The sequence below is a fragment of the Amycolatopsis sp. NBC_00355 genome (assembly GCF_036104975.1).
In the GTDB taxonomy this organism is placed as follows: Bacteria; Actinomycetota; Actinomycetes; order Mycobacteriales; family Pseudonocardiaceae; genus Amycolatopsis.
The window spans coordinates 5,005,846-5,025,506 of the sequence record NZ_CP107982.1; the positions used below are offsets into that span (position 1 = coordinate 5,005,846).

Annotated in this window: 22 protein-coding genes; 11 read left to right on the top strand and 11 right to left on the bottom strand. The window is 71.7% G+C overall.

What is annotated here, in order from left to right:
• Positions 1-183 precede the first annotated feature (183 nt).
• Together OHS18_RS22095 and OHS18_RS22100 are read left to right on the top strand one after the other, a co-directional pair.
• Positions 184-1,332: a lytic transglycosylase domain-containing protein gene (locus OHS18_RS22095; protein WP_328618357.1), complete on the top strand. Its 1,149-nt coding sequence runs from the start codon at positions 184-186 to the stop codon at positions 1,330-1,332.
• A gap of 5 nt (positions 1,333-1,337) precedes the next feature.
• The gene (locus OHS18_RS22100; protein WP_328449726.1) at positions 1,338-1,604 is read left to right on the top strand and encodes a hypothetical protein; all 267 of its coding nucleotides are present in this window, start codon (positions 1,338-1,340) and stop codon (positions 1,602-1,604) included.
• A 61-nt stretch (positions 1,605-1,665) separates the two neighbouring features.
• On the opposite strand, the gene OHS18_RS22105 is transcribed toward OHS18_RS22100, so the two are convergent.
• Positions 1,666-2,454, bottom strand: coding sequence for a TetR/AcrR family transcriptional regulator C-terminal domain-containing protein (locus tag OHS18_RS22105; protein WP_328618358.1), 789 nt, complete (start codon positions 2,452-2,454; stop codon positions 1,666-1,668).
• A 109-nt stretch (positions 2,455-2,563) separates the two neighbouring features.
• Here OHS18_RS22105 and OHS18_RS22110 point away from each other — a divergent pair, with 109 nt between their 5' ends.
• Positions 2,564-2,977: a J-domain-containing protein gene (locus tag OHS18_RS22110; protein WP_328618359.1), complete on the top strand. Its 414-nt coding sequence runs from the start codon at positions 2,564-2,566 to the stop codon at positions 2,975-2,977.
• Here the strand turns inward: OHS18_RS22110 and OHS18_RS22115 are convergent.
• A complete protein-coding gene (locus OHS18_RS22115; protein ID WP_328618360.1) occupies positions 2,960-3,616 on the bottom strand; it encodes a YidC/Oxa1 family membrane protein insertase in 657 nt (218 codons plus the stop codon). The genes OHS18_RS22110 and OHS18_RS22115 overlap by 18 nt on opposite strands.
• A gap of 63 nt (positions 3,617-3,679) precedes the next feature.
• The gene (locus OHS18_RS22120) at positions 3,680-3,952 is read right to left on the bottom strand and encodes a DUF6412 domain-containing protein (protein ID WP_328449718.1); all 273 of its coding nucleotides are present in this window, start codon (positions 3,950-3,952) and stop codon (positions 3,680-3,682) included.
• Between the two features lie 74 nt (positions 3,953-4,026).
• Between OHS18_RS22120 and OHS18_RS22125 the strand changes: the two genes are divergently transcribed.
• The 3 genes from OHS18_RS22125 (at position 4,027) to OHS18_RS22135 (ending at position 6,717) form a co-directional block, all read left to right on the top strand.
• Positions 4,027-5,148 (top strand): metallophosphoesterase, encoded by a 1,122-nt coding sequence (locus tag OHS18_RS22125; RefSeq protein ID WP_328618361.1) that lies wholly within the window; start codon positions 4,027-4,029, stop codon positions 5,146-5,148.
• A gap of 98 nt (positions 5,149-5,246) precedes the next feature.
• A complete protein-coding gene (locus OHS18_RS22130) occupies positions 5,247-5,891 on the top strand; it encodes a DUF998 domain-containing protein (RefSeq protein WP_328618362.1) in 645 nt (214 codons plus the stop codon).
• 28 nt (positions 5,892-5,919) lie between these two features.
• Entirely contained in the window at positions 5,920-6,717 is a 798-nt protein-coding gene (locus tag OHS18_RS22135) for an alpha/beta fold hydrolase (RefSeq protein ID WP_328618363.1), read from the top strand.
• Here OHS18_RS22135 and OHS18_RS22140 read toward each other — a convergent pair.
• The gene (locus OHS18_RS22140; RefSeq protein ID WP_328618364.1) at positions 6,714-7,145 is read right to left on the bottom strand and encodes a hypothetical protein; all 432 of its coding nucleotides are present in this window, start codon (positions 7,143-7,145) and stop codon (positions 6,714-6,716) included. The genes OHS18_RS22135 and OHS18_RS22140 overlap by 4 nt on opposite strands.
• Positions 7,146-7,202: 57 nt before the next feature.
• Between OHS18_RS22140 and OHS18_RS22145 the strand changes: the two genes are divergently transcribed.
• Positions 7,203-7,724 carry an O-acetyl-ADP-ribose deacetylase gene (locus tag OHS18_RS22145; protein WP_328618365.1) on the top strand — a complete coding sequence of 174 codons (522 nt, stop codon included), beginning with the start codon at positions 7,203-7,205 and terminating at the stop codon, positions 7,722-7,724.
• Positions 7,725-7,752: 28 nt separating this feature from the next.
• Positions 7,753-8,442 carry an HAD-IA family hydrolase gene (locus OHS18_RS22150; protein ID WP_328449709.1) on the top strand — a complete coding sequence of 230 codons (690 nt, stop codon included), beginning with the start codon at positions 7,753-7,755 and terminating at the stop codon, positions 8,440-8,442.
• On the opposite strand, the gene OHS18_RS22155 is transcribed toward OHS18_RS22150, so the two are convergent.
• Positions 8,390-8,857, bottom strand: a complete 468-nt coding sequence (locus tag OHS18_RS22155) for an NUDIX domain-containing protein (RefSeq protein ID WP_328449707.1) — start codon at positions 8,855-8,857, stop codon at positions 8,390-8,392. The two genes, OHS18_RS22150 and OHS18_RS22155, sit on opposite strands and share 53 nt — an antisense overlap.
• A 111-nt stretch (positions 8,858-8,968) precedes the next feature.
• Between OHS18_RS22155 and OHS18_RS22160 the strand changes: the two genes are divergently transcribed.
• Complete coding sequence (locus tag OHS18_RS22160) at positions 8,969-9,427, top strand: DoxX family protein (RefSeq protein WP_328618366.1); 459 nt, start codon at positions 8,969-8,971, stop codon at positions 9,425-9,427.
• Positions 9,428-9,508: 81 nt separating this feature from the next.
• Here OHS18_RS22160 and OHS18_RS22165 read toward each other — a convergent pair whose 3' ends face one another.
• The 5 genes from OHS18_RS22165 to OHS18_RS22185 form a co-directional block, all read right to left on the bottom strand.
• Complete coding sequence (locus OHS18_RS22165) at positions 9,509-10,111, bottom strand: GTP-binding protein (protein WP_328449703.1); 603 nt, start codon at positions 10,109-10,111, stop codon at positions 9,509-9,511.
• Complete coding sequence (locus tag OHS18_RS22170) at positions 10,092-10,463, bottom strand: DUF742 domain-containing protein (protein WP_247056937.1); 372 nt, start codon at positions 10,461-10,463, stop codon at positions 10,092-10,094. The genes OHS18_RS22165 and OHS18_RS22170 overlap by 20 nt, the downstream gene beginning before the upstream one ends.
• Positions 10,460-10,879, bottom strand: a complete 420-nt coding sequence (locus tag OHS18_RS22175; RefSeq protein WP_284745731.1) for a roadblock/LC7 domain-containing protein — start codon at positions 10,877-10,879, stop codon at positions 10,460-10,462. The genes OHS18_RS22170 and OHS18_RS22175 overlap by 4 nt, the downstream gene beginning before the upstream one ends.
• Entirely contained in the window at positions 10,879-13,461 is a 2,583-nt protein-coding gene (locus OHS18_RS22180; protein WP_328618367.1) for a sensor histidine kinase, read from the bottom strand. The genes OHS18_RS22175 and OHS18_RS22180 overlap by 1 nt, the downstream gene beginning before the upstream one ends.
• A 737-nt stretch (positions 13,462-14,198) precedes the next feature.
• On the bottom strand, positions 14,199-14,855 hold the full coding sequence (locus OHS18_RS22185) for a transcriptional regulator (RefSeq protein WP_328618368.1): 657 nt from the start codon (positions 14,853-14,855) through the stop codon (positions 14,199-14,201).
• 198 nt (positions 14,856-15,053) lie between these two features.
• Here OHS18_RS22185 and OHS18_RS22190 point away from each other — a divergent pair, with 198 nt between their 5' ends.
• Positions 15,054-16,913, top strand: coding sequence for an AMP-dependent synthetase/ligase (locus tag OHS18_RS22190; RefSeq protein ID WP_328618369.1), 1,860 nt, complete (start codon positions 15,054-15,056; stop codon positions 16,911-16,913).
• A 93-nt stretch (positions 16,914-17,006) separates the two neighbouring features.
• Here OHS18_RS22190 and OHS18_RS22195 read toward each other — a convergent pair whose 3' ends face one another.
• Positions 17,007-17,903, bottom strand: a complete 897-nt coding sequence (locus OHS18_RS22195; protein ID WP_328449691.1) for an SDR family NAD(P)-dependent oxidoreductase — start codon at positions 17,901-17,903, stop codon at positions 17,007-17,009.
• 385 nt (positions 17,904-18,288) lie between these two features.
• On the opposite strand from OHS18_RS22195, the gene OHS18_RS22200 reads away from it, so the two are divergent.
• Positions 18,289-19,497, top strand: a complete 1,209-nt coding sequence (locus tag OHS18_RS22200; RefSeq protein ID WP_328618370.1) for an MFS transporter — start codon at positions 18,289-18,291, stop codon at positions 19,495-19,497.
• The last annotated feature ends 164 nt before the right edge of the window (positions 19,498-19,661 follow it).

The window sequence follows — 19,661 nt, forward strand, 5'->3', positions numbered from 1 at the left end:
ATGTGACAGATTCCCTACGAAGGTTTTGTGCCAACAGGACGAACTTCTCCGGGACGACCGGATTTCGCTGTGCCATTCGCCAAAGTTCGCTTCCATCGGATAGCTTGCTCCTACCGGCCAGTACCGGTGGTGGGGCCGATCGGGTGAGGCGATCAGCGAAGATCGAGGGAAGCGGGGACGACCATGCCGAAGCACCGGCCACGTCGCAAGAGCGCGCGTTCCGTCCGCCGGACCGCCGCCGCGCTCGCCGGTGGCGCGCTCGTCGTGCTGCCCACGCTGACCGCCGGGGGCCTGCCCGCGCCGGTCGTCGTGGCGAACTCCGGGGACGCGCTGCCGGACCAGGCCGCGCCGCTGCAGCCGCCGAACATCGTCATGCCGCCGGTCGCCGTCGACGGCAGCCTGCCGCAGCCGCCGGTGCCGATGCCGCTGGTCGTGCCCGGCGGGCACGCGGGCTCGGCCGGCATCTCCGGGCCGCTCGGCATCCCGGCCAGCATGCTCAAGGCGTACCAGAACGCCGCCGACATCCTGAACAAGGAACAGCCGGGCTGCCACATCGACTGGGCGCTGATCGCGAGCATCGGCCGGATCGAGTCGAACCACGCCCGCGGCGGGTACGTCAACGCGGCCGGCGACACGCTGGAGCCGATCCTCGGCCCGGTGCTCAACGGCGCGGGCGCGTTCGCCGCGATCCCGGACACCGACGGCGGCAAGTACGACGGCGACGCGCTGTGGGACCGCGCGGTCGGCCCGACGCAGTTCATCCCGGCGACGTGGAAGGGCTACGCCTCCGACGGCAACGGCGACGGCGTCTCGAACCCGAACAACGTCTACGACGAGACCCTGGCCAGCGCGCGGTACCTCTGCTCGGGCGGGCTCGACCTCTCCACGGACGCCGGCCAGCGGATCGCCGTCCGCCGCTACAACAACTCGCAGTCCTATGTGGACACGGTGCTGGCGTGGGCCACGGCCTACCGCGGCGGCGTCGCGCAGCTGCCCGACAGCGACATCCCGATCGGCACGCCGAACGCCCCGGACAACGCCGCGGCCGGCGGCCCGGTCGGCGTCCCCGCGCCGCCCGCCCCGCCGGTGGTCACCGGCCCGCCGGGGACGCTCCCGCTGCCGGGCACGTCGACGACCCCGACCACCTCGACCTCGCCGACGTCCACCACCCCCACGACGCCGGCCTCGCCGACCTCCACCACGCCGACGACGCCCACCACGCCGCCGTCGACCACGAGCACGACCACCCCGCCGCCGTCGACGACGCCGACCACCCCGGCCGGCTCCGCGGAGACGCCCACCGAGTCCACCACCACCACCCCGCCGGGGTGAGCCCGGTGGAGCCTTTCCTGGTGCACATCCGCTGTGACACCGACGGCTACAGCCACGCCGTCACCGAGGACGAGTTCGCGACCGGCCGGCACAGCGGGCGGTTCGTCGCGATCTGCGGCCACGTGGTGCTGGCGGCCCCGATGATCGAGGCACCGGGCCGTTTCGACCCGACGTGCCGCGACATCCTGCGCGGCGACACCACACCGGCCGAGCCGGCGGTGCCGGCGCAGGAACGCCGCCGTTCGCGGTGGCTGCGCACCACTCGCCGCTGACACCCCAGTCTCAAGTCCGTGAAGGCCTCCTTGAGGGACTCTGAGTCCCTCAAGGAGGCCTTCACGGACTTGAGGTATCGCCGCTGACGAGGGCCTGGATGCCGTCGAGCATGCGGTGCAGCCCGAACTCGTAGGCCGCGTCGCCCTGGGCTTCGGCCGTTCCGCCGAAGCCGCCGCCCAGCCAGGCGCGGTTGATCGCCGGGTGGCCCTCGACCGTGAAGTGGTTCTCCCAGAACGACGACCGCTGGTGCCACCAGGCCTCGGTGGACTGTCCGGTACTGCGCTCCAGGCGCGTGTTCTCCGCGCCCAGCGCCGCGTTCGCGTCGACGTACGTGCCGATCCCGTTGGCCGCCGCGACGGCGTCGCGCGGCGGCAGGCCCAGACCGTCCATGATGGACAGCAGGTACTCCTGGCCGGCCAGCTGACCGGGGCCCAGCGGCGGCCGCACCCGCGAGACCTCGCACAGCCACGGGTGATTCCGGTAGGCGTCGCCGGTCCGCGACGCGTACAGCGCCACCTGCTCGCGCCAGTCGGCGGGACGCGGTTCGCCCGGCCCGGGCAGCCGTCGTTCGACGAGCACGTCGTCGACCATCAGGTCCACCAGCTCGGTCTTGCCGGGCACGTACGTGTAGAGCGTCATCGTGCCCGCGCCGAGCTCCTTCGCGACGCGGTGCATCGACGCCGCCGCCAGCCCGTCGGCGTCCGCGACCGTGATCGCCGCCGCGACGATCCGCTCGACCGTCAGCGTCGGGCGACGGCCCCTCGTCGGCTCGCCGGCCCCGCCCCGGGCGCGCCAGAGCAACGCCAGTGTGCGGTCGATGTTCTCGGCACCACTGCGTTCGGCGGTCATGCGCTCCCCTCGCTCCGTCCCCGCGATCCTACCGGCGAACCGCGCTCACCTGGCACTTCAGGACGTTGGTCCCGGGAACCCGGACGTCTGTCCGCCTACCCTGGAGACCATGACCGGACGCAAGCCGCCCAAGGTCTCCTTCCGCTGGTGGGTCGACCGCCGGATCAGCGAAGCGCGCGACCGCGGGGAGTTCGACAACCTGCCCGGCACCGGCAAACCGCTGCCGCCGCCCACCGGCAACGACGCCGCGACCGACTGGGTCCTGCGGCGGGTCCGGGCCGAGGGCCACGACACCGCGGCGTTGCTGCCGCCCGCGCTCGCGCTCAAGCGGGAGGTGCAGGACCTGCCCGGCACACTTGCCGGTGAGCGGACCGAACGGCGGGTGCGGGAGCTCGTCGAGGACCTCAACGAGCGGATCCGCCAGGCCTACCGCAACCACCTGTCCGGCCCGCCGCTCACCGTCGCGCCGGTCGACGTCGACGAAGCGCTGGAGGACTGGCGCCGCTCACGCGCCACGCCGTAACCACGCGCGTTCCGCCGCGCTCCACGCGGTCGTCGTGAGCAGGTAGATCCCCGCGGCCTGCGGCACGACGAGCGTCACGAGCACCGTGCCGTAAGGCAGCAGCCGCAGCAGTTTCCCGCCGGGCACCTCGGCCGCGGCGGCTTCGCGCTGCCGGTCCTGCCAGCGCACGGAGAACCACGCGACGACGGCGAGCCCGGCCGCGATCACGAAGACGAGCGGGCTGCCGGCCAGGCCGTGCGCGCCCAGTGGCGTGCCGAACAGCGTCGCGTCGAGCAGCGAGTTGGGCTCGCCGCCGATCGTGGCGGTCGTGAAGACGCGGTACATCACCATGAAAAACGGCAGCTGCGCCAGCATCGGCAGGCAGCCGACGAACATCGACGTACCGGTCTCCTGCTGCAGCTTCGTCATCTCCGCGGCCAGGCGCTCCCGGTCCCGGCCGTGTTCGGTATGCAGCGCCTTGATTTCGGGCATCAGGACGGCCCGGGCGCGTTCGCCGCGGGCCGCCGCGCGGGCGAACGGGTGCAGCAGCAGCCGCACGGACAGGGTGAAGCCGACGATGACCACCACCGCCGGGAGCGGGGTCAGCCAGTGGATCAGGTGGTACGCCCCGGCGACGGGCACGTCGAGAAAGCCGAACATGGGCAGCACTCCGCATGAGTGAAGAAGAAAGGGGTAGGCGGAATGGCTGCGTGTAAGAGGTTCCTACGCAGCCAGGCTGCGGAAACCGGGTGCTCGTGGCCTGCTGCGTCCGGGTGCGCCGGGATCGCGGAGCCGGATGGACTCGGCCCGGCGGGCGCGACGGCGAGCGGCGGCGACCCGGCTGCGGGCCGGCACCGACCAGAGCGCGAGTTCGCTGCGCTGCGTGCTGCCGACCAGCAGGACGACCAGGAGGCTCGCGGCGGCGAGGGAGGCGAAGGCGACCAGCGCGGTGGGGCTGATCAGCACGGGGAACGCCAGCTCGAGCAACGTGGTCACGACAGCCGTCCCCCTTCCTTCCGCTCCCAGCGTAGCCGAAGCGCTAACAGCCCGATGGGCTGTAACCTGGTTCGATGAGAGGCCCTTTCCTCGCGGTGCCGATCCTGGCGCTGCTTCTGCTGTTCACCGTCCCCTGGTGGACGCTCGTTCTCGCGCCGGAGTGGGGTACCGCGGGCATCATCGCCGGTACGGCGCTCTTCGCGTTGGGCCTGGTGACGATGCCGGTCGCGATGGTCTTCGGCCACGGCAAGCGCCAGCGTGACGGCGCCGCCCGCGTCGGCGACACGCTGCTCGCGGTCAGCTGGGTGCTGTTCACGTGGTCCGTGCTGAGCCTGGTGCTGCGCGTCGCGCTGCTTGGCGTCGACGACCCGGCGCGGTCGCGGATCGTCGCGGGCGCCGCCGCGCTCGTGGCCGTCTCGTTGCTGGTGTACGGCAACCGTGTCGCGATGCGCGTGCCGCCGGTGAAGGCGACCGACGTCGTCATCCCGCGGCTCGGCCCCGCGCTCGACGGCCTGCGCGTCGCGGTCCTGACCGACACCCACTTCGGCCCGATCGACCGCACGAAGTGGTCGGAGAAGGTCGTCACGGCGGTGAACGCGCTGGACGCGGACGTCGTCTGCCACGCGGGTGACCTCGCGGACGGCTCGGTGGCGCGGCGCCGCAAGCAGGTCGACCCGCTCGGCGGCGTCCAGGCCAAGCTCGGGCGGTTCTACATCACCGGCAACCACGAGTACTTCGGCGAGGCGCAGGGCTGGCTCGACCACATGGCCGGGCTCGGCTGGGACCCGCTGCACAACCGCTCGACGCTGCTGGAGCGCGGCGGCGACCGGATCGTGTTCGCCGGCATCGACGACCCGACGGGCGCGTCGTCCGGCCTGCCGGGCCACGGCCCCGACCTGCCCGCGGCGCTCGACGGCGTGCCGTCCGAAGTGCCGGTCGTGCTGCTCGCGCACCAGCCGAAGCAGGTCGTGCAGGCTCAGGAAGCGGGCATCGACCTGCAGATCTCCGGGCACACGCACGGTGGCCAGATCTGGCCGTTCCACTTCCTGGTGCGGCTCGACCAGCCGATGCTGTCCGGCCTCAAGCGGTTCGGCCCGACCCAGCTCTACAACAGCCGGGGCACCGGGTTCTGGGGCCCGCCGTTCCGGGTCTTCGCGCCCAGCGAGATCACGCTCCTCACCCTGCGCCGCGCCTGAGTCAGGCCGCCCCGAACCCCGGGGCGGCCTCTCTTCGGCTTCACCGACAGATTTTTTTGTCTTGACAGTTTTTGCCGTCAGCTGTCAGGCTGTGCGGCATGACCACCACCCTGAGCCCCGCCCGCACCGCCACGACGTCGGACGGCCGGACCCGCGCCCTGCTCGCCTGTGGCGTCCTCGCCGGGCCCGTCTTCGTCCTGACCGGGCTGGTCCAGGGCCTGACGCGGGCCGGCTTCGACCTCACGCGGCACCCGGCCAGCCTGCTGTCGGACGGCTCACTCGGCTTCATCCAGATCACGAACTTCCTGGTCACTGGCTTGCTGACACTCGCGGCGGCAGCCGGGATCAGCCGGACGCTGCCCGGCCGGTGGGGCCCGAGGCTGCTCGCTGTCTACGGCGTCGGCCTGCTCTGCGCCGGCGTCTTCCGGGCCGACCCGCAGGACGGCTTCCCGCTCGGCACGCCCGCCGGGCCGCCGGCGTCGGTGAGCTGGCACGGCACGCTGCACTTCGTCTGCGGCGGCATCGGCTTCGCCGGCCTGATCGCGGCGTGCTTCGTCATCGGCTCGCACCTCACGCCGGGGCGGGCCCGGTACTCGCGGATCACCGGCGTGCTTTTCTTCCTCGGCTTCGCGGGCGTAGCGTCCGGTTCGACGAGCCCGGTCGTGACGCTCGGCTTCTGGGCGGCGGTCACCGTCGCCTGGACCTGGCTCGCGACGACGTCAGCCCACCTGATGCGGCGCTGAAACCCCTTACCGGACAAGGAGAAGACCCATGAGCACGACGGTTTCCGCCGACGGCACCGAGATCGCCTACACCCGCGCCGGGTCCGGCCCCGCGCTCGTCCTGGTGGACGGCGCGATGTGCTACCGCGGCTCGTCGCCCAACGACGACCTGGCGAAGGAACTGGCCGCGCACTTCACCGTCTACACCTACGACCGCCGCGGCCGCGGTGAGAGCACCGACACCGCGCCGTACGCGATCGAGCGTGAGGTCGAGGACCTCGAAGCGCTGGTCGAGCAGGCGGGCGGCACGGCGTTGCTGTTCGGCATCTCGTCGGGCGCGGCGCTGGCGCTGGAAGCGGTGGACCGCGGCCTGCTCGTGACCAAACTGGCGCTGTACGAACCGCCGTTCGTCCTCGACGACACCCGCAAGCCGGTCCCGGCCGACTACGCGACCCGCCTGGACGCGGCCGTGGCGGCGGGCAAGCGCGGCAAGGCGGTCAAGATCTTCATGACCGAGGGCGTCGGCCTGAGCCCCGCGGTGGTCGCGACGATGCGGGTCATGCCGTTCTGGTCGAAACTCAAGCGAGTGGCCCACACGATCCCGTACGACACGGCGGTGGTGGGTGACCACCAGTCGGGCGCCGCGCTGCCGTCCCCGGCGTGGCCACAGGTGAAGATCCCGACGGTGACCATCGACGGCGGCAAGAGCCCGGAGTGGATGCGCAACGGCGTGGCAGCGCTGGCAAAGGCCCTGCCATCGGCGGACCACCGGACCCTGGCAGGCCAGACACACATCGTGAAGGCGGCGGCTTTGGCCCCGATGCTGAGGGACTTCTTCCGCAGCTAGGAGAGCACCCGCGCCCAGACGGGAAATGGCGGCGGCTCTGGCTCGTCCACCCCGTCCGGCGCGTCCTCCAGCTCACTCCAGAGAACGGCGCCCGGCTGCGGGTCGGCGAGGAACGCGTCGACGATCGGCGTCAGGTCGCCGGCCAGCCGATATGAGCCGCGGAAGGGCAACGCCTCCGGGGCACGCGAGGAGACCGAGCACCGGAGCGCCCCGACCTGCTCGTTGTGCCGGACGTAGAGGGTCACGCCGGTCAGGCGGCCGGCGAGCACCTCGGTGAGCGCTTCGAACGCGGCAACGAGCTCCCCGGTGGGCACCGCCACCGGGCCGGCACTCAGCAACCAGGTGTTGTGCCGCGCTTCCGCGATGGGATCCGCGGGCTCCACCAGGAACTCCTCGGCGCCCAGCTCGGCGATCCAGGTCAGCAGCACGCCGGAAGTCTGCCATCGCCGCGATTACCGGTGGACGGGCCCGGGAACATGGTCACCATGAGCCCGTCCATCCGGATCGTCGAAGCGGACATCACCACCCTCGACGTCGACGTCGTCGTCAACGCCGCCAACTCCTCGCTCCTGGGCGGGGGCGGCGTCGACGGGGCCATCCACCGCAAGGGCGGGCCCGCGATCCTCGCCGAGTGCCGGAAGCTGCGGGCCGGGCACTACGGGCGCGGGCTCCGCACCGGACAGGCCGTCGCCACCACCGCCGGGAACCTGCCCGCGAAGTGGGTCGTGCACACCGTCGGGCCCGTGTGGTCGGCCACCGAAGACCGGTCCGCGCTGCTCGCCGACTGCCACCGGAACTCGCTGAAGGTCGCCGACGAACTCGAGGCCAAAACCGTCGCTTTCCCGGCCATCTCGACCGGGATCTACCGCTGGCCGATGGCGTCCGCCGCCGAGATCGCGCTCGCCACCGTCCGCGCCGCGGAGACCGATGTCGAGGAGATCGTCTTCGCGCTCCGCGGCGAAGAGGCCATGGACGCCTTTCGCGCGCGTCACAACTCCCTTGCCTGAGCGAGCACCGACCGGGCAGGGTGCGGACGTGCCCACCCGCGCGCTGGTCTTCGACTTCGACGGCACCCTCGCCGACACCGAGTCCGCCGTCCTCGCCTCCTGGCAGGAGACCTTCCGCGACCACGGCGTCGAGCTGCCGCTGGCCGCCTGGTACGCCGTGATCGGCACCCAGCACACCACGAACGCGATGTTCGCCCTGCTCGCCGAGCGGGTCCCCGGCATCGACGTCGAGGCGTTGCGCCCGGTCACGAAGGCCCGCGTCCTCAAGCTCCTCGAGACCCTCGGGCCGCGCGACGGCGTCCTCGGCTACCTCGACTCCGCGCGGGAGCATGGCCTGAGGCTGGCCGTCGCGTCCAGTTCGTCCGGCGGCTGGGTGCTCCCGCACCTCGAACGGCTCGGCATCGCGGGCTACTTCGACGCCGTCTGCACCGGTGACCGGCACGCCGCCAAGCCACGGCCCGACCTCTACCTCGCCGCCCTCGACGCGCTGGGCGCCGACGCCGGCGAGGCCATCGCCTTCGAGGACACCCCGCACGGCGTGACCTCGGCCAAGGCCGCCGGGCTGACCTGCGTCGCGGTGCCGAACGCGATCACCGAGAGCCTCGACTTCGGCGCGGCGGACGTCGTCCTGCCGTCCTTCACCGCCGAGCCGCTGGAAGCGCTGCTCAGCCGTCGAGCAACGCCGTCAGCCGGTCCAGGAACGGCAGCTGGCCCTTGAGCAGCTTCTCCCGGGCGACGTCGAGGGTGAACCACTCGACGCGGTCCAGCTCGGGGAACTCCTGCTGCTTGCCCGAGCGCGGCGGCCACTCCATGGTGAACGTGCCGGGCACGACGGCCGCCGGGTCGAGGTCGGCCTCGACCGCCCACGCCGTGACGACCTTGCCGCCCGACTGCTTGATCTCCCCGAGCGGCGCGTAGTCACCGGAGGGCGCGGGCAGGCCCAGCTCCTCCTGGAACTCGCGGCGCGCCGCCTCCTCCGGGGGCTCGTCCTCGTCCAGCTCGCCCTTCGGCAGCGACCACGAGGCCGCGTCCTTCTTCGCCCAGAACGGCCCGCCCATGTGCCCGAGCAGCACTTCGACGTCGTCGCCCCGCCCGCGGTGGAGCAGGAGCCCGGCACTGCGTTTGCCCGCCATCGGCCCAGTCTGCCGAAACCCCGCCGAAGATTTTTCCGCGGGGTTGTCGATCCGGCCGCGGCCGGATCGACGCGTTGACAGAAGGCGAGAACGGACCGAAAGGAACCCACCATGACCACCACCATCACCCCCGCCGCCCGGACCACCGAGAACACCGAGAACACCGAGGTCAAGCGCACGAGCGTGGCCACCGGCGCCGTCATCTCGGCCAGCCGGATCGTGATCTCGTTCCTGTTCGGCTTCCACGGCCTCCAGGGATTCGGGTTCTTCGGCGGGATAGACGGCCAGGGCGGCGGCGTCCCGTTCGGCTCGTTCCCCGGCTGGTGGGGCAGCGTCCTCGAGCTGGCCGGCGCCGCGCTGCTGCTGGTCGGCCTCGCGAGCCGCGCCGCGGCGCTGGTGCTGTCCGGCGTGATGGCCTACGCCTACTTCACCGTGCACGCGCCGATGGGCCTGCTGCCCCTGCAGAACATGGGCGAGCCGGCCGCCGTCTACTCCTGGGTCTTCCTGCTCCTCGCCGTCGTCGGCCCGGGCACCTTCGCGCTCGACACGCTCCTCAAGCGCCGCCGCTGACCCGCACCGCAAGTCCGTGAAGGCCACCTTGAGGGACTCTATGTCCCTCAAGGTGGCCTTCACGGACTTCGGAGGTAGGGGTTAGAAGCCGCCCTGGGCGGCCGCCAGGTCGGACCGCGCCATCACGTGTTCCATCAGGCTGGTCAGCACCTGCTTCGTCGACTCCCGCTCGCGCGCGTCGCACAGCAGCAGCGGGACGTCCATGCCGATGTCGAGCGCCTGCCGGACCTCTTCGGTGCCGTAGCGGTAACCGCCGTCGAAGCAGTTCACGCCGACGACGAACGGCAGGTTGCGACGCTCGAAGAAGTCGACCGCGGCGAAGCAGCTGTCCAACCGGCGGGTGTCGGCCAGCACGACGGCGCCGAGCGCGCCCTCCGCCAGCTCGTCCCACATGAACCAGAACCGGTCCTGCCCGGGCGTGCCGAACAGGTACAGGATCAGGTCGGGGTTGATCGTGATGCGGCCGAAGTCGAGCGCGACCGTCGTGGTGGTCTTCTGCTCGATGCCCGATAGGTCGTCGACGCCCTCGGACGCGGTGGTGATGACTTCCTCGGTGCGCAGCGGCGGCACTTCGCTCACCGAACCGACCATCGTGGTCTTGCCGACCCCGAAGCCGCCGGCGATCAGCACCTTGACCGCCGTCGCGGTCAGGTTCCGCCGGGGTTCAGAGTTTCCGGATGCCATCAAGAACCGCCTGGAGTACGTGTTTGTTGGGAGTTTCGTTCACCGGCGCCGCGGTACGGAACAGCACCAGGTTCTGCTCGATGAGATCGCTCAACATCACCTTCACCACGGGCAACGGCAAGTCGACCCGTGCGGCCACCTCGGCCACCGAGACCGGTCGCTGGCACAGCGCCACGATGCGGGCGTACTCCGGTTCGAGCATGCCCGCTTCGTGCGCCGTGCGCAGCGCGACGACCAGCGTGATCAGGTCCAGCCCGAGCGTGTCGGAGCGCGTGCGCCCACCCGTGACGGCGTAGGACCGGACCAGGGGGCCGGCCTCGTCGTCGAACCAGGCTTCGTGCTTGGCGCTCACGGCGACGTGGGCAGGACGCCGGCGCCGGTCCGGGGCGCCGAGGTGAGTACCTGGCCGACCCGCTTCACCATCAGGTTCATCTCGTAGGCCACGAGGCCCATGTCCGCGTCCTCGCGGGCGAGCAGGGCCAGGCAGGCGCCCCGTCCGGCCGCCGTCACGAACAGGAACGCGTGGTCCATCTCGACCATCGTCTGGCGGACGTTGCCGCCGCCGAAGTGCCGTCCGGTGCCGCGCGCGAGGCTCTGGAACGCCGAGGCCACCGCCGAGAGGTGTTCGGCGTCTTCTTCGGAGAGGTTCCCGGACCGCCCGATGAGCAGGCCGTCCGAGGACAGGACCACCGCGCGGTCCGCGCCGGCGACCCGCTTGACGAGGTCGTCCAGCAGCCAGTCGAGCTCACTGACGCCTGAGTTGGCCATTACTCGCGCTCTCCGTACGTGTCGTCGTTCCCGGCTGGTTCCTCGTCACGGCCCCGGCGGGTGCCCTGCTGGAAGGCGGACAACCGGCTGCGGGCCGCTTCCGGGGAGTCCAGCCGGACCTCTTCCCGTTCCTGTGCCGGCCTATCTTCCCGCAACTGGGGAACGAGGCTCTGCTGACGTCGCCGTTGCGGCAGCGGCGGGCGGCCCGGGGCCTCCGGGCGGCGCGGCTGCTGCGGCCGGGACTCCGACACCGCGGGCCGCGGCTCCTGCCGGGGCTCCTGCGGCGGCCACACCGGCTGCTGCGCGGCCGGGCGGGCCGGGCGCTGGCGGACGGGGGGCGCGGGCGGCCGGGCCGACGCCGCCGGCTGGGCCTGGGTCGGCTGGCTGGGCGGCTGGCTCACCGGCTGGATCTGGGTGGGCTGGCTGACCGGCTCGGAGACGGTCCCGACCGGCACCGGTGTCGGCTCGGACGGCGGCTGCGCCGGGGCCGGCGCGATCACCGGGGCCGGCTGCGTGGGCATCGGCGGCGGGTCGGTGCGGTGACGGGCCGGGCGGCGCGGCTGCCGCCGCAGCTGCCGGACCTCGTCGTTCGGCGGCTCGGACTCGCCCGGGTTCGGCACGAGCTCCGGCTTCGGCGGGGTGATCGGCTGCTCCGGCTCGAGCTCGGCGAGCGGGGCGAGCAGGTCGGTGCGGACCAGGACGATCGCCCGGGTGCCGCCGTAGGCCGACTCGCGCAGGTGCACCTGGATACCGTGGCGCGCGGCCAGCCGCGCGACCACGAACAGGCCCAGGCGCGGCTCGTCGGACAGCGCCATGATGCCGAAGTCCGGCGGGGCGGCCAGCAGCGTGTTGATCTCTTCGGTCTGGTCCGGTTCGAGCCCGAGACCCTGGTCCTCGACCTCGATCACGACGCCCTTGCCGACCACGTTGCCGCGGACCTCGACCCGCGACTGCGGCGGCGAGAACGACGTCGCGTTGTCGATCAGCTCGGCCAGCAGGTGCACGAGGTCGCCGACGACCGGGCCGCGGATGGCGATCTGCGGCAGCGCCGCGGTCTTCACCCGGGCGAAGTCCTCGGTCTCCGCGGACGCGCCGCGGACCAGCTCGGCCAGCCCGACCGGGTTGCGCCACTGCCGGCCCGGCTGCCCGCCGCCGAGGATGATCAGGTTCTCGGCGTTGCGGCGGGCGCGGGTGGAGAGGTGGTCGAGCTGGAACAGCGTGTCCAGCTGCTCCGGGTCCTCCTGCTTGCGCTCGGCCTGGTCGAGCACCTTGAGCTGGCGGTGCACGATGACCTGGCTGCGGTGGGCGATGTTGAGGAACACCGTCTTGGTGCCCTCGCGGATCTTGGCCTCGTCGATGGCGGCCGCGATGGCGGTCTGCTGCGCCTTGTTGAACGCGTCGGCGACCTGGCCGATCTCGTCGGTGCCGTGGTCGAGGAAGTGCCCGCCCTCTTCGAGGTCGACCGGCTCACCCGCCTGGACCCGGGCGACCAGCTCCGGCAACCGGACCTCGGCCGCGTCGAGGGTGTCCTCCCGCAGCCGGTGCAGCCGGCCGATGAGCCGGTTCGACAGCCGGACGGCGACGAAGACGACGAAGACCGCGAAGAGCACCGCGATCACACCGGCGATCAGCGACTCGGTGAACGTCGAGTCGGCGTCGTCGATCGCGGCCTGGCTCGCGTTGGCGCTCTGCGCGACGAAGATGCCCGACAGCGCGTCACCGACCTGTTTGGCGGCCGCGCGCCACTGGTCCTGCGCCACCGGCAGCTTGGTCAGGTCATCGCGCAGGAACGCCGTCTCGACCTGGTTCACGATCTGCCACGGCTGGCTCGCCAGCAGCTGGTCGTACTTGGCCTTGACCTCGGGGATCATCTTCGGCGCCGACGCGTCGAGCTGCGCGTGGTAGGCACCGACCTGGCCGACGTAGGTGCGGAAGTCGTCGTTCGTCAGCCCGCCCGCGGCCAGCCCGGCGGCCGCGAGCGCGTCACTGCGCTGCATCGCTTCGGCCGCGGTGAACATCGGGATGGCGGTCAGCCGGTCGAACGCGTTCTGCGCGCCCCGCGCGTTCTGCGCCAGCCCGGCCAGGCCGTCGGTGAACTGGTCGATGATCTTGTTGTAGAAGGTGAAGGCCTGGCTGATCTGGATCTGGCCGCTGTCGACCGCCTGGCGGGTCTGCGGCAGCTGCTGGTAGAGCCCGAAGAACGTGGTGATGTTCTTCTGGACGCTGGGCGGGGTGTCGCTGTAGCCGGCGAAGCTGTCCTTGAGGTACTCGATCGTCTTCGCGGCGTTCTGGTCGGTCTTCGGGCGGACGACCGCGAGCACCGCGCGCTGGTTGCCCTGGCCCGCGAGAAGGCTCAGGGTCGCCAGGCGCTCCTGCTGCAGCGCGCCGAAGAACGGGATCGACGGGGCTTCCGAACCCCGGATCCGGTTCACGTAGTCACGGCCCGTGACGGCGTCGTAGATCAGGTAACCTGCGAGCGCCACGCCGACGAGCAGTAGCGCGACACTGGGGATGAGCGCGATCGTGAGGACGCGCTTCCGAATCGAGGATCCCCGGTTGCGTCGAAGAGAAATCTGCTTCACCTGGGTCCGTTTTCCTTCCGGCAGTACATGGTTTCGGGTCGCCCGAGGCGGTCAACACCCGGATTCCGACCAGCCGGATCAACATCACCGTGGTCTGCTTCGCCCGCGACGACGGTATGCAGCCCTTCAGGGCACGTCAAGTCCGTGGCGATAACGTGATCTTGGAAACGGTGACCCATCCACACTCGTTGCCCGCGCTTGGAAAGTCCACCACCGAAAGTCGTGACGTTCGCCGCGGGACGACTTCCGTTTCACGCCACGGGTGCGCGCCGGAACCGGTGCCGACCGGACCCGGCGCCGACCCGGGGGCCGCTACGTACGGCGGCGCCGAATCGTTCGGTGAGAAACATCACGGGTTCGGCACGGCCGGGCCTCATCACGACCTCGTTCGGGTTCGACGGCTCCCGGAAAGCGGAAATACGCACGAATCGCGATCGGCACCACGGATTCACCGGAACGCGGGCCGGAATTCCCGCCATTCCGCGAAGCGGGAGCCCGACCGGCCCGAAGCGGCAGCGGAACCGGTTCCGGAAGTCGACCCCCCGGCACTGCTCCGAATGGAATAGCGCGCCGTCGAAGAATTCGATTACCGGGCACCCGTCGCGTCGCGGCCAGAGCTGACGCTGCGCGCCACGGCGCGACGTCCGGCGGTCACCCTCGGAGACGCCCGCGGCACGCGCGGTCCCGCCCGCGCCGCCGGCATCGGCGCCTGAAGCCCTTTCACCGCAAGGGTTTCCTCAGCCGGGGAACTCGTCGGCCAGGGTGTTCCAGAACTGGAGTTCGTAGCTCTGGAACAGCCGGGCGCAGACCAGCGCCTCGTGGACGTCGAGCCGGTGCGCGTCGATCCCGGCCTGGATCGCGGCGAGCGCCTGCTGTTCGATCTCCGGGACGTCGGCGGCGAAGAAGTCGAAGAACGAGCAAGCGGCGTCGTCGAACCCGTAGTGCTCGCGCATGCCGGCCGCGACGTCCTGGCAGTACCGGCCGAAAGCGGCGAAGTTGGCGAAGATCCCGGCCGTGGTCGCCGCCTGCTCGCCGTTGAGCGCCAGCCACGCGACGAAAGCCGGGTACGCCTGGCAGCCCGCGCGCGGCAGCTCCTCGCCGTGGTCTGGACCAGCCGCCGCGATCAGCGCGTCGAGCATCAGGTGCGCCTGCTGCTCCCCCGGCGCAAGACCGCCGAAGAAGGTGCGCGCGTTCGGTTCGTCGGCCCGCGCGGCCAGCGCGTGGAAGCTCCGCCAGTCACTGAACGTGATCCGTTTTTCCTCGGCGGCGAGGGCCGCGAACACCCGCCGCGGCGCGCGGCCCGCGGTGATCAGCGGGACCAGCCGGTTGTCGTCGTCGCGCGGCGCGAGCTCGGCCTGGATCTGGTCGAGCAGCTCGCGAGCCTGACGGGTCATCGGATCCCCTGTCGTCCGCCGGACGTGGCCCGTCCATTCAAGCGAAGTTCGCGGGCCGGCGCCCGCGTGCACCGCGGCCGGTCGTGAGGAGCTGACCGGCCGAAACCGGATGAAGGAGACATTTGACCTGGCCGCGATTCTCTATCCACCAGCCTGCGGAGCCCCTAAAGTGTGGCCATCCGGACCACCAGGAGGCCAGTGTTGACCACCCCGTCCGTCGCCGAGCAGACCGAAGGTCAGACGATCCCGCGGTTGCTGCACCGCAACGCGGTCACCTACCCGGACCTGCCGGCGATCACCTCGCTCGACATCGAGGGGCAGCCGACGCTCAGCTGGCTGGAGTTCCGCACCGCGATCGCCGAGGTGTCCCGCGGCCTCGCCGGGCTCGGGCTCGCCCCGCGCGACCGGCTGCTGATCATGGCGCCCGGCTGCCCGGACCACATCGTCACCGACCTCGCCGCGACCCACCTGTCCGCGATCCCGTGCACCGCCTACGCCACGCTCAGCCCGGACCAGATCCGGTTCGTCGCGCGGCACAGCGCGGCGCCGGTCGTGGTGCTCGGCGGCGAGACCGAGCTGGCCCGCTGGCGCCCGGTGCTCGACGACCTCCCGGCGCTGCGCCACATCGTCGTGATGGACGAGACCGCGATCCCGGCCGGCGACGACCGGTTCGTCTCCCTGGCCGACGTCCGCGCGCGCGGACGGGAAGCGCTTGCCGCCGACCCCGAAGCGTTCGAGAAGTCCTGGCAGGGCATCCAGCCGGACGACCCGCTGTCGATGATCTACACCTCGGGCACCACCGGTGACCCCAAGGGCGTCGTGCTGTCGCACCGCAACGCGATCCACCAGGCGTATGCGGTGACCGAGCTGCACCACCCGCCGATGCACGCGACGAACATCGCGTACCTGCCGCTCGCGCACATCGCCGAGCGGGAGCTGTCGGTCTACCTGCCGATCGTCTGGGCCGGGCACGTGCACACGCTCGCCGACCCGTCCGGCGTCGTCGGCGCGCTCGGCAAGGTGCACCCGCAGAGCTTCTTCGGCGTCCCGCGCGTGTGGGAGAAGATGGTCGCCGGGCTGAAGAACATGCTCGGCGGTGTGCCGGAGGACCGGCGCGCGGCGTTGCTCGCGGCGAACGAGCTGCTGCAGCAGGGCTACAAGCTGCGCAGCGCCGGCCAGGAGGTCCCGCCGGAGCTGGCCGAGCGGATCAAGCAGACCGACGCGGCCGCCCTCGCCCCGGTGCGGGCGCTGCTCGGGCTGGACCAGGTGCTCGTCGCCTCCAGCGGCGCGGCCGCGCTGCCGGTCGAGATCATCTACTTCCTCGCCGGGCTCGGCATCGAGATCGCCGAGGTCTGGGGCCTGTCCGAGACAACCGGCGCGGCGACGTCGAACTCGGGTGCCGCGTTCCGCGCGGGCAGCGTCGGCAAGCCGCTCGCCGACGTCGACGTGCGTGTCGCCGACGACGGTGAGCTGCTGGTCCGCGGCCCGATCGTCTTCCTCGGCTACCTGCAGGAGGACGGCGCCATCGCCGACGCGACCGACGCCGAAGGCTGGTACGCCACCGGCGACATCGGCACGATCGACGAAGACGGCTTCGTGACGATCACCGACCGCAAGAAGGAACTGATCATCACGTCGAGCGGCAAGAACATCGCCCCGACGCGGATCGAGGGCCTGCTCAAGGAGCACCCGCTGATCGGCCAGGCCGTCGCGATCGGCGACGACCGCCCGTACGTCACGGCGCTGCTCGTCCTCGACGACGAGATCGCGCCCGGCTGGGCCGCGGCGAACGGCGTCGACGCGAAGCCCGACGAGCTGGCCGACCACCCGGCGGTGCGCGCCGAGCTGGAGCGCGCGGTCGAGTCGGCCAACAGCCGGCTGGCCCGGATCGAGCAGATCAAGCGCTACCACGTGCTGCCGAAGACGTGGACGCCCGAGTCGGGCGAGCTGACCCCCACGCTGAAGCTCAAGCGCCGGATCATCAACGACCGCTACTCGGCCGACATCGAGGCCCTCTACGCCGCCGCCCGCAACCCAGCCCCCACCGCCGGCTCCTGACCCCGAAGCGTCACTTTCGCTAGGAAAGATGCGTCCGGAGGCCCCTGGGACGCATCTTTCCTAGCGAAAGCTCGGCTTTGAAACGCAAAGTGGTCAGGCGGTCCGGGGCGACGTGTCGGTCCACTTGCGCAGCCGCGGCGGGACGCGCTTCTCCAGGCCGTAGTTCTCCAGGTGCGCGCTGAAGACCTCGTCGAAGGCCTTCTGCACGGTCTCGGTGTCCCACACCGGGCGCTCCAGGATCGGCTGCTTGAGGAACGGCTGGCCCATGACGTGCAGCTGCGGGCCGTTGCAGCGGATCATCTGCCCGGTGATCCCGTCCGAGCCCTCGCCGAGCAGGAACAGCACCACCGGCGCGATCCGCGACGGCGTCCGGTCCGGCGGGCAGGCGCGCAGGGAGCGTTCCGACTTCCACACCATCCGGGTGTGCGCGAGCGGGCAGACGGCGTTGACGCGGATGCCGACGTCCTCGAGGTCCAGCGCCCACGAGTAGGTCAGGGACGCGACCGCGCCCTTGCTCGCCGCGTAGACGCCGAGCTTGCGCTGCCCGAGCGAGGCGCCGGAGGAGATGTTGACGATCGAGCCGCCGGTGCCCGCGTCGACCATCGCCTTGATCGCGGCCAGGCCGGTGTTGACGACCCCCAGGACGTTCACCTGGACCAGCTCGCGGGCCTGCTCGGCGTCGTCCTCCCAGGGCAGCGCCTCGTAGTTGAGCCCGGCGTTGTTGACCAGCCCGTCGAGCCCGCCGAACTCCTTGACGCACAGGTCGATGATCTCCTGCGCCTCGCCGGCCTCGGCGACGCTGTGCCCGCTGGCCACGGCCCGGCCGCCGTGGTCCCGGATGGTCCGGGCGGTCCGCTCGGCCAGTTCGACGTCGATGTCGTTGACGACCACCGCGCCGCCCGCGCGCGCGATGTGCACCGCGAACGCCTCGCCCAGCCCCCGCCCGGCGCCGGTCACCACGACCGCCTTGCCCTGCATCAAGTCGTCCATCGTCATCTCCCCGATCTGCGGCGCCGTCGGCGCGGCGGCCCGTCCACCCCGGCCGGTCCTGGCTCCAGTCTTGGCCCGTTCGGCCCAACGGGGCATCGCCACGACGACGAGCGGCCCCCGCTCTGCGCCGAGCGAGCCCGGTTCGATCAGCCCGGAGATACCCGCGCACCGGTCACGGGCACCGTCCGCCGCCGGTCAGGCGGCGTAGCCCGATCGGCTCAAGGGTGCAGTCGCGCGCTGTTCCGCGTACGTCGGCGAGTAATCGACGGCATACTGTTAGTGCTTCCCGGGAGCGCGAGTGTGACGCCCCCGGGCCGGGTCGTCACTGCCGAGGCACAATGCGAGGCGATCCATATTCACTCGATCGGGGGACGGTGGTGGCGAGGTGACGACGCGGGCGACCCCTCGGTTCCGGGCCGTCCTGGCCAACCGGGAGTTCCGCGCGCTGTGGTTCGCGGAGACGCAGTCGATGCTGGGCGACCAGCTCACCATCGTCGCGCTGGCCATCCTCGTGTTCGACCGGACCGGGTCGCCGCTGCTCTCGGCCGTCGTCTACTCCCTGACGTTCCTGCCCGCGCTCGCCGGCGGCCTGGGCCTGTCCCAGCTCGCCGACCGCTTCCCGCGGCGGGCCGTGCTGGTCGCCGGGTCGCTCGCGCAGGCCGTGCTGATCGGGCTGATGGCCGTGCCCGGGATGCCGATGGGCTGGCTGTTCGTGCTGTTCGTGCTGGCCCGGCTGGCGAACGCGCCGGGCAACGCCGCGCAGAACGCGCTCGGCCGGGAGATCTTCACCGACGACGACGTCTACCTGCAGAGCCAGGACCTGCGCGGGATCACCAACAACACGGCCATGCTGGGCGGTCTCGCCGTCGGCGGCCTGCTGGTGACGACGATCGGCACGTCGTGGGCGCTGGCGATCGACGCGGTGACGTTCCTGGTCGCCGCGGTCGCGGTTCAGCTGCTGGTGCTGCGCCGCCCGGCCGCCGGGGACGGCGGCGCCCCGTGGTTCGGCGCCATCCGGCAGGTTTTCGGCGACGAACGGCTGCGGGTGCTGCTCTACCTGTCCTGGCTGGTCGGGCTGGCGGTCATCCCGGAGGGCCTCGCCGCGCCGCTCGCCGCGCAACTGGGCACGGGGGAACAAGCCGTCGGCTGGCTGCTGGCCGCCGACCCGCTGGGCTTCGTGCTCGGCACGTTCGTGCTGTCGCGGTTCGTCTCGACGGAACGCCGCCGCAAGCTGCTGGGAGTGCTGGCCGCGCTGCCGCTGGCCGCGCTCGCGGCCTTCGCGCTGCGGCCGGGGCTCGCGACCGCGCTGGTGCTGCTGGCGCTGGCCGGGGCGACGGGTGCCTACGTCATCACGGTGTCGGCCACGTTCATCACGTGGGTCCCCAACGACATCCGCGGCAGCGCCGGTGGGCTGTACCGGACCGGGCTGCGGGTCGCCCAGGGGGTGGGGGTGGGGATCGGCGGGCTGGTCGCGCAGTGGATCGGCTCCGCGAACACGACGATCGCGCTCGCCGGCGCGGTGGGCCTGCTGCTGGCCGTCCCGGTCGCGCTCGCCTGGCGCCGGGTCGACGGGCCGCAACCACCGCCGTCATGACAGTCGGTTCGGTGGGCTCCGCGGGTTCAGAGGTCACGGTTGGCCATCGGGAACCACCTCTCCGTGAAGTCAAGATCGTGAATGGGATTCGCACTCGTCACAGGTCGCGGTTGCGCACGGGAGCCACCTCTCGGGGTAATCGGGGGACGACAATTCGCCGGCTC